The sequence below is a fragment of the Paraburkholderia sp. RL18-101-BIB-B genome (genome assembly GCF_046026985.1).
GTDB lineage: Bacteria > Pseudomonadota > Gammaproteobacteria > Burkholderiales > Burkholderiaceae > Paraburkholderia.
Genome location: NZ_JARESV010000068.1, coordinates 25,118 through 33,714, shown reverse-complemented (window position 1 = coordinate 33,714; position 8,597 = coordinate 25,118). Strand labels below are relative to the sequence as shown.

At 59.0% G+C, this 8,597-nt stretch carries 7 protein-coding genes, 1 tRNA gene and 2 pseudogenes; 2 read left to right on the top strand and 8 right to left on the bottom strand.

The genetic code is table 11. The features are described 5' to 3' along the window. Both P0D73_RS42355 and P0D73_RS42350 read right to left on the bottom strand, forming a co-directional pair. On the bottom strand, positions 1-810 hold an 810-nt coding region (locus P0D73_RS42355; protein ID WP_408319973.1), incomplete at its 3' end, for an IS110 family RNA-guided transposase. 129 nt (positions 811-939) lie between these two features. Beyond that, positions 940-1,062, bottom strand: a pseudogene (locus tag P0D73_RS42350) (IS6 family transposase); the annotation flags it as partial. 100 nt (positions 1,063-1,162) lie between these two features. On the opposite strand from P0D73_RS42350, the gene P0D73_RS42345 reads away from it, so the two are divergent. Next, positions 1,163-1,402, top strand: a complete 240-nt coding sequence (locus P0D73_RS42345; RefSeq protein ID WP_408319971.1) for a hypothetical protein — start codon at positions 1,163-1,165, stop codon at positions 1,400-1,402. 1,678 nt (positions 1,403-3,080) lie between these two features. Here the strand turns inward: P0D73_RS42345 and P0D73_RS42340 are convergent. The 6 genes and pseudogenes from P0D73_RS42340 to P0D73_RS42315 form a co-directional block, all read right to left on the bottom strand. Next, the gene (locus P0D73_RS42340) at positions 3,081-3,518 is read right to left on the bottom strand and encodes a host attachment protein (protein ID WP_408319969.1); all 438 of its coding nucleotides are present in this window, start codon (positions 3,516-3,518) and stop codon (positions 3,081-3,083) included. A 7-nt stretch (positions 3,519-3,525) separates the two neighbouring features. Next, a complete protein-coding gene (locus tag P0D73_RS42335; RefSeq protein ID WP_408319967.1) occupies positions 3,526-4,740 on the bottom strand; it encodes an alkene reductase in 1,215 nt (404 codons plus the stop codon). 249 nt (positions 4,741-4,989) lie between these two features. Next, a pseudogene (locus P0D73_RS42330) lies at positions 4,990-5,256 on the bottom strand (Lrp/AsnC ligand binding domain-containing protein); the annotation flags it as partial. Between the two features lie 444 nt (positions 5,257-5,700). Further along, entirely contained in the window at positions 5,701-5,865 is a 165-nt protein-coding gene (locus tag P0D73_RS42325; RefSeq protein ID WP_408319965.1) for a hypothetical protein, read from the bottom strand. A 626-nt stretch (positions 5,866-6,491) separates the two neighbouring features. After that, a tRNA-Lys gene (locus tag P0D73_RS42320) sits at positions 6,492-6,564 on the bottom strand. 332 nt (positions 6,565-6,896) lie between these two features. After that, the gene (locus P0D73_RS42315; RefSeq protein ID WP_408319963.1) at positions 6,897-7,427 is read right to left on the bottom strand and encodes a DUF1269 domain-containing protein; all 531 of its coding nucleotides are present in this window, start codon (positions 7,425-7,427) and stop codon (positions 6,897-6,899) included. Between the two features lie 460 nt (positions 7,428-7,887). Here P0D73_RS42315 and P0D73_RS42310 point away from each other — a divergent pair, with 460 nt between their 5' ends. Next, positions 7,888-8,541 (top strand): BON domain-containing protein, encoded by a 654-nt coding sequence (locus P0D73_RS42310; RefSeq protein WP_408319961.1) that lies wholly within the window; start codon positions 7,888-7,890, stop codon positions 8,539-8,541. Positions 8,542-8,597: the final 56 nt, after the last annotated feature.

The window sequence follows — 8,597 nt, the reverse complement described above, 5'->3', positions numbered from 1 at the left end:
GTCGCCACGCCTGCTGATCCCCAACAACTGGACCTTGCCACCGGATCCTGTCTGCGCCGGCACCAGTCCGATCCAGGCCGCGAACTCGCGCCCGGACCTGAATGCCTTCGCGTCTCCCATCGTTGCAACGGCTGCTGTCGCTGTCAGCAGGCCGACGCCCGGTATCGCAGCGATTGCCCGGCACGCCTTATCCTCTTTCATCCACGTCTGCAGACGCCATTCGATTCCGGCAATCTGTTTATCCAGTTCCATCAGCCCATTCCACTGCTCGCGCAACGTGTCGATCAGGATCGTTGGCAGACGATCGACCAGTCGTTCCAGCACACCCGGTATCGCCTTGTCGAGTGCCGCCCGACCCTTGCCCATCACTTCGCCGTACTCGGTCAGCAGGCCGCGCAGGCTGTTGATCCGCATCGTGCGGAACTTCACCAGTTGCTGTCGCATCCGGTGCAGCCCCAGCACCGCCTGCTGCGTTTCCGTCTTCAGCGCGACAGACTTGCCCGGGTGCTGCGCGTCCATCCAGATCGCACGCGCATCAGCTGCATCGTTCTTGTTGCCCATCACGAACGCCTTCACGAACTTCGCTGGCATGAGCTTTACCTGATGTCCCATCGCTGTCAGCCTGCGTGCCCAGTGCTGCGAGCCGCCGCAGGCTTCCATGCCGATCAGGCACGGCGACCGGTTTGCAAAGTGCTCGAGAAACGCTCCACGCTTGAGCGGCTTGTTCACGATCTTGCCCGTCTCCGCGTCGATGCAATGGATCTGCATCACGCTCTTTGCAATGTTCACACCTACTGTCGTATGCTTCATTTCGGACCCTCCGGTTTGCCTGTGAAGATCTGCATGATCTTCCATCTTGGGCACGCTGATGCCGTCGGCCCGCGGGGTCCACTTTCCTTCTACGCTTCCACCGCTCACGGGTGGGAGGCGTTCATATCATTCTTCAAGATGACGCAGACTCAGCGGATACGCGACGTACCAGCGCACGCACGTCAGAATCACGTCCAGCGGATAGTGCAAGCGTTTCAGTACCTTGGCCAACGCCGGGTTCAGCGTCTTCATCGATTCTCTCATCAGCGACTTTGTATCGCCGGAATTCTACCGTCCATCTCTTACTGCGACACATCCCAGTTTCGACGTTATTGGGTTCGGAGAATCGTTTTTGGAGAAGGGTTATCTTGACGATCTGCTGAGCGTGCCTGATCTCGCCGCCGGCATGTTGCAAGATCTTTTGACGGCGGAAGACACTGGAAACGACATCTCTGGCGGGGACGAAAAACTGGCGGTGCTGAAGTGGCTTGCAACGCCAGCCACGTTTCTGTCTAAGATCCATGTGCGCATCGCCAGCAAAGACGACGGCACGTATGAAGGCCATATCCTTACGCTCGAGCCAAAATGGTGATCGCCCAGCAGAACCGCGGGACGTGCGCCGCACCCATTGCCGATGCGAGCGCAGAGAAATTTTCGAACAGATTCGGTACCCGGCATCTTGAGACCAATTTGCCGACCGTCGTGGCGCTGGGGTACCTGCGGAGATTGAGAGAACTGAATCTCGTACAGGTATGCGGACGGCGGACGTTTCGAATTTACTCGCTGGAATGTCTGCAAAATTCGTTCGTGTGACTTCAGCGCCGCGAGTTTTTTGACTTTTCTACTGTGTACAGCTATTGATAAAACCGGTTATCAGGATTGAAACGACCGGAAAGCGCGGGGATGAATGACGCGCAGCCGTTCTCACAGCCAGCAGTGAATTGCGAGGGGTAGATAGTCAGAGCTATGTACCCTTCATCTGCCGACACATGCCCGGTTCCGGAAGAGGGCGCTCACGCAACTGAAGTTGTGGCTAAATTTCAACTAAGGTTGTGACTGCCCGCGCGCCTTGCATCCGGTGCACCTTTCCCCCACGTCGGCGCCGGAACAGGCCGCCGGCCGTGCGCGCGACGACCGTCTGGCCGCCCACGCCGCGCACTGCGATACAAGTTTGGTTGACATCCCGCCTTGCGTTACAGGTTTAGTTGCCGACGTCGACGGCGTGGTTACAACATCAGCTGAAATGGGATTTGGCCCGGAAGCTTTGCGGGAGAGGAGGTTTGCCGGAGATTTTGCGATGCACAACCGCAGTAACAACTTTAGTTGTGTGAGCGTTGGCGACGCTACACAATTAAAGTTGCGTCTGAACTTCAGCTAAAGCTGTATCTACCCGCACCCTGTCACCGAGTGACTCCTCGCCGAGCGTATGCCCAGTGCATGTTGAAAGCTTTGCGCCGCGATCGTCACCGACATTGTGACCACTAGGATGGGCGAGCCCCTGAGGACGGGGTATTCGTACTTTCCGTGCAATTTCTGGCGGTTTGCACGAAAAATCACATTCAGATCAACGAGTTGAAAATCCGTCAAGTTGCAAAAGCCTGTGAGGCCGGGGAGCCTTGCTGCAAGCGGTTTTCTTACGCCGCTACCGCCAGATTTTGCACGGATCGAACGAATACCCCCGTCTGCAGGGGAGGCGCTTCTATGAGCGCAAGAAAGCCCGGCGCATGCCCCTGGTCGCCACGGAGGCGCTTGCGCACAAGCTCGCGCGGGGCCCCGGTCTACATGCTGCGAGATGAGAAATCTTTTGAGGTCGCGAAATGCTTCGGTTAGTTTCGGCGGGGCCATGAGCCCGGTAATGTGTTGGCGAAAACCCAGTCTTGTGATTGGGCTACGCGCTCCCGCCGTCCCCTATTAGCGAGAGCTGGGATGCCCAGACCATGAGCCGAAACGAGCCTGGCACTAACGCAGCAAGCCGATCATTGGTGAATACTCTCATGGACACCGGTCTGGCACCGATGGTTTTCTGGGGCTCGCTATGAGCCACGGCGGAAGCCAGAACACCGGCCCTCGTCTTGACTCCGATGGATGACTGGCGCAGACCAGCTCTGCAACCAGGTGAGCGAATAATCGGACGCATGCTCATGCGCACCGACGTGGGGTGGCTGAAATGTTTCAGCTAAGCAGGGTAAAGTCTGAGAGAGAAGTATCTAGCTCTTGACCTTGGGCTTTCAACGGATGACGCATTTAGTGTGGCCTACGGCAGGTCGCCATCAATGCCTTCGCAGGTGCGCTTGGATATCGCGCGCATCGAGGGCCGAGAGATCTTCGTTGATCTCTTCGAAAATCATCTGACGCGTCTCCTCGCTCAGACGCTCGCGCAGCATTCCGAGAAACTTCGGCTCCGCGGCAAATCGTAATCGCTGATACCGGTGATGAAGCCGTCCCTGTTCGACGCAGTCGGCGACGGTCTTCGCGAATTTTTCGCGATCCTTCTCGCTCAGCGCGGGCCCACCAGGGACGACATTGACGAGGTCTTCGATTTCCCGCAAGTCCAGCTTAAGTCCCGGTGTCTCGAAGATTCGAGCACGGCTGCCGTCGGCAACGACAACCCAAGTAGTGACAGCCATGGTGCGCCTCTCAGCGTGATCGGTCGCCGGCTCGGCGGCCATCGTAAATCGTCGCGTGACGCCAGCGAACTCGCCGGTCAACGACAGTCTATCTCCACCGCCCATCGATGACGGACCGTGGGGCCTCCCCGCGCTCCTGCGCGAGCGACGGATAATCCGTATACCCGCGCTCGCCGCCTCCGTAGAACGTGGACGGATCCGGCGAATTGAGCCGAGCGTGCGACCGGAAGCGTTCCGGCAGGTCGGGATTGGCGATGAACAGTCGTCCGAACGCGATTAGGTCCGCGTTGCCGTCCTCGAGCCATCTTTCTGCGCTGCCGCCGTCGAACCCGCCCGCGACAATCAGCACACCACGATAAGTGCGTCGTATCATCTCGCTCATGCGTTTCGCGCGCTCCATAAAAGCAACATCCTCACCGGTCGCCGCCAGCGCAGGATTGACGATGTGCAAATAAGCCAGCCCGTATCGATTGAGCTTATCGATGATGTAAGAAAAGGTCGCCTCGGGATCGTCGTCATGCATGTCGTTGAAGGTGCCAAGAGGAGAGAGCCGTACGCCAACCTTTTCCGGCCCCCACACTTCGCAAACCGTTTCGATCACCTCGAACAGCAGCTTGGCCCGACGCTCGCTCGATCCGCCGTATTCGTCCGTGCGGCGGTTCGTGCCGGACAACAGAAACTGTTCGAGCAGATACCCGTTCGCACCGTGCACTTCGACGCCGTCCATACCGGCAGCCTTTGCGTTGCGCGCACCCCTGAAGTATTGGCGCACGAGATACGGCATCTCTTCGACCTGCAGCGCGCGAGGCGTGACGCAGGGCGCGACGACACCTTCGCCGCGCTCGTTCTCGATGAACGCCTCCGCTTTCGGCTGGACCGCAGAGGGCGCGACGGGCAGCATTTCATCGGGCTGCAACGAGGGGTGCGATATGCGTCCGACGTGCCAGAGCTGCATGAACATCAACCCGCCCGCCTCGTGCACGGCGTCCGCCACGAGCCGCCAGCCTTCGACCTGCTCGTGACTATGGATCCCAGGCGTCCATGCATATCCTTGTCCTTGCATCGACACCTGCGTCGCCTCGCTGATGATGAGCGCGGCCGCTGCGCGCTGCGCGTAATAGCAGGCGTTCAGCTGCGACGGTATGTTGCCTGGCCGGCTCGCGCGCGAACGCGTCAGCGGCGCCATCACGACACGATGACGCAGGTTGTGCGGCCCCACCTTTACGGGTTCGAAGAGCTTGCGCAGCGGGAATTGCTCGTCGTGCTGCCCGGCTTCCCCGGGCGCGATTTCCGTATCAGTCATATTCGCTCCTTGTGTTTTTTGACGCGGCTCGAAAAGTGCTACCACAGACGCTCCGAAGCGCCGGCGTCAAATCACTTCGACAGGATCCCGCTCTCTGGCCAGTCTAGCGATAGCCTGCGTGCGCTTCTTTCCGGTTTCTGCTCAGATGTGTCACGATCCTGCGGTCATCCGGTCCATCGCTCCATCGGCGGTCGGATGCGGCCCTGCCGTGCCCTTAGCTACTCTGCCGCTTTCGAAAGATTCACGGCCGGCGTTCGCCTCGAACTTCGCCCGATGCGTCGAAAAGAACATCCGCACATTACGGACGTTCGACGACCTCTCAAAAAGCCGTCTCGCAAATTCATTGCAGGCCGCCATGTCAGGCAGATCCGCAATAACGGCAAAGTCGGGGCCAGGCGACATACGATAGCACTGGGTCACCGGCGGTTCGGCACTGATAAAGACCTCGAACGTGTCGGCGACAGCATGTACACAATGAAAGCGTACGCAACACGGGAAGTCCCTCGACGTGGTCAGGGATGACCAACCGGATGCCCGCGAGGGACAGGCCGGTCGCCTTGCGATGACGGTGAGGTCCGTAGTACTGGTGAAGCCGGGTAATGCCGGTGGAGGGAAGGGGCCTCAGTTCAAGACCAACGCACCATGTAGTGAGGGACCTGGAGACTGGGCAACCTATCAACTCCGATCAGTGTTCAGAAGCTGCAGACGGTGTTGCACGCGAAAACGAGGGCAGAAACCGGTACCGCTTTTACGCTCTGTGACAAGGAAAAAAAGAGCCTTACCATCTACAGCATGCCGCATAACGCGCGGCTGACGGCGACACGTGTCGCACCCACATCTACCGTGAGACCTTCCGACTTGTCGGGGCGCCTCGAACAAATCTACGCACACTGGAAACGTTGTTTGCAGCGCGTCCGAGAAGCTCGCTCTGTTGCTTTCCAGTACCGACGACGGCTGAGTCTACTTCTTCGCAGGTTGTTCTTCGGGCTCGGGGTGAACAGCAATCGGATCGCTCGCAGGAAAGGTCTCTTCGAGCGCTTCGTCGAGTTGTTCGTCCAGGGTCATCGGCGCTTCCTGCTCCTCGACTTTCGACTTCCGGGGGGCGACGCGACTTTCCTTTGTCATGTTGCGCTCCATGAGGGAACCAGCGGAATTTCGCTATTGCAGCGGCGTTGCGTACATGCGATCACGGTTATCGGAGGCGGAGATCGCCACCTTCATAACGCAGATCGAAAATAGTGGCATCGACGACATTCAAATCGACGTCACTGATCTGCCGGGTCGCGCGAGTGATCAGCACGTGCGTGAAGCAGGAGATCCTCGACACCACGTGTCTCGCGTGCTCGACCCCGGCATCGCGCCTAACAAGCTGCTCGCGAAGATCGCTTCTGAGTTGGACGAGCCTGAAAGGCTCGCGTTTCTGCCGTCGCACGATCTGGCATACAGATACCCTCCAGGTTTCTCGATTTGGCGGCGCTTTGTGTGCTCGCCTTGGAACTCGAACGCAAACGGCGGGCATTACCTAAAGGGAACATGTCGTTCGTTTCACACACATTCTGTACTTCCGGCGCGCTTCCGTGTTACAAGCGACCTGGACCTTATACGCAGCACAGATGGCTAGGTCGAGTGTCTTGCCTTCGGCGCATAGCGATTTTATCTGTGGGCAATTCACATAGACGAGCCCTGACAGGAGGACCGCTGCGAGCGCCGCAATAATGGTGCTTCCTGCTTGCATACCGTTCTCCACCGGACGCGCCGTACTGGATTCGAACCGGTGGCCAACGGATTAAAAGTCCGTTGCTCTACCTCTGGAGCTCACGACCCGAAAGAGACCTTGCCCGCCGCTTGTCCCATGTGCACATGTGTTCTCAACGACCTTGTTGCCGCGGGAAGCACATCCAGTGACGAAGCGTCCGCTACAGCACGGTCGTCGACGCTCAGTTTGCGCAACTGCTGAATTTCGATTCTCCGGCCTTCAGATGCGGTCATATTAGTCTTCGGAAGTTTAAGCGTGAGCACTCTCCAATGTCGAACTGCGCGTCGATGTGATCGACGTCCACACCGTATGGTCCGCGTAATTGTCGGGGTGTCGATCCGACCCAAATGCGAACTTCAACAGAATTCAAGATCACAACCCTGATGCAGCGCAGGGGTGGTCATGCTGTCGTGCCGCTGCTGTTCAGGCTCTCTAGCGCCTTCTTCAGGCGTTCCTCCTGGTCATTCGTCAAAGACGTCTTCAATACCTTTCCTCCGAAAGGTTTCAGTTCCGGCAGGACCTTGTCGAAGTTCACGCGACGCACGAGGATGAAGAGCGCGGACGAACCCGGCTCAATGTTCTGGCCTGTCGAACGCATGAAATCGTCATCGATTCCATAGTCTGAGAGCGCGCCCGACAACGCGCCCGTGCTAGCACCGATGGCCATGCCCGTTGCCAGCCCGACGAGCGGATTGAGCAACATCAGCCCAACCAGCGCGCCAAACATACCGCCCCAAGCCGCGCCGCTGAGCGCGCCGATCTTGACGAGATCGACGGCTTGCTTGAGGTGTACCTTGCCCTTCGCGCTACGGACCACGATGCAGGCATCCTCAAGGTCGATCAGGTGCTCCTTTTGCATCTGCTGGAGTTTGGTCAATACCTGGTCGGCCGTCTCTTCGCCTTTGAAGCTTACAACGACTAGATCGCTCACCGATTTGCTCCATTTCTCTGGGAAATAAAACGAGACCCTTTCGCGGCGAGACGGTTGAATTCATGCTCGCTCAGCTCAGCTCAGCGCAAGCCGGTCGACCGCGCCGCGAAGCAGCGGTGGTGCCAGCCAGCCTTGCATGTCCCGCCCGGCGCGTACCTTCTGACGTCAACGTGACCACTGACCCGATGACGATGACGATGACGATGACGATGACATCAAGACTAGGCTCTTGCCGGTTGCACTTCTTCCTCATTCCTGCAAAGACGTGTCGGATCTCTGCGCCCCAGCTACGCGGCTTTCAGATGTGAACGTACGGCAGCATTCCGCAAAAACTGCGGAGGCGTAGGGAAGAAAATCTTCCCCGCGCGGCCTACCGTGGCCCTACCGTGGACGGATGCGTGCGGTACAGGGCGTAGCCCGCGCGCGCGTTAGTCCATTAACAAACCGACTAGGAGCAGCGATGAGAACCGACGACGACATCAAACGAGATGTGGAGTACGAACTGAAGTGGGATCCGGACATCGATCCATCAGATATCGGGGTTGCGGTCAAGGACGGCGCGGTCACATTGTCTGGTTTCGCACGCAGCTTCCGGCAAAGGCAAAAGGCCGAGGAGGACGCGACGCGTGTGCGCGGCGTGAAGGGGGTCGCAAACGATATGGAGGTGCGGTTGCCTCTGATCAATAAGCGGCCCGATCCGGAGATCGTGCGCGAGATCATTGCCCAACTGAAGGCCGAGGTGCCTTATGCGGCGGACACCATCAAGGCGATCGTCAGGGACGGACAGGTGACGCTGAAGGGCGAAGTCGAATGGGACTACCAGCGCCGCCGCGCGGCCGACACGGCGCTGCGGGTGAGCGGCGTAACCGGCCTGACGAACGAGATCGAGATCAAGCCGAAGGTCAAGCCCGAGGACCTCAAGCGCAAGATCGACGACGCGTTCAAGCGCAACGCGGAAGTCGACGCACAGCACATCACGGTCGAGGCCGAAGGCAATAAGGTCGTCCTGCGCGGCACGGTCCGCTCGTGGGCCGAGCGGGAGGAGGCCGAGCGGGTCGCATGGCTTGCCCCCGGTGTGTTGCGGGTCGACAACCGGATCACCATCGAATACTGACGGGGTGCTGGCGACGGGCGGCTCGCTTGCGTACCGACGTGGTCGAGGGGTGGGAA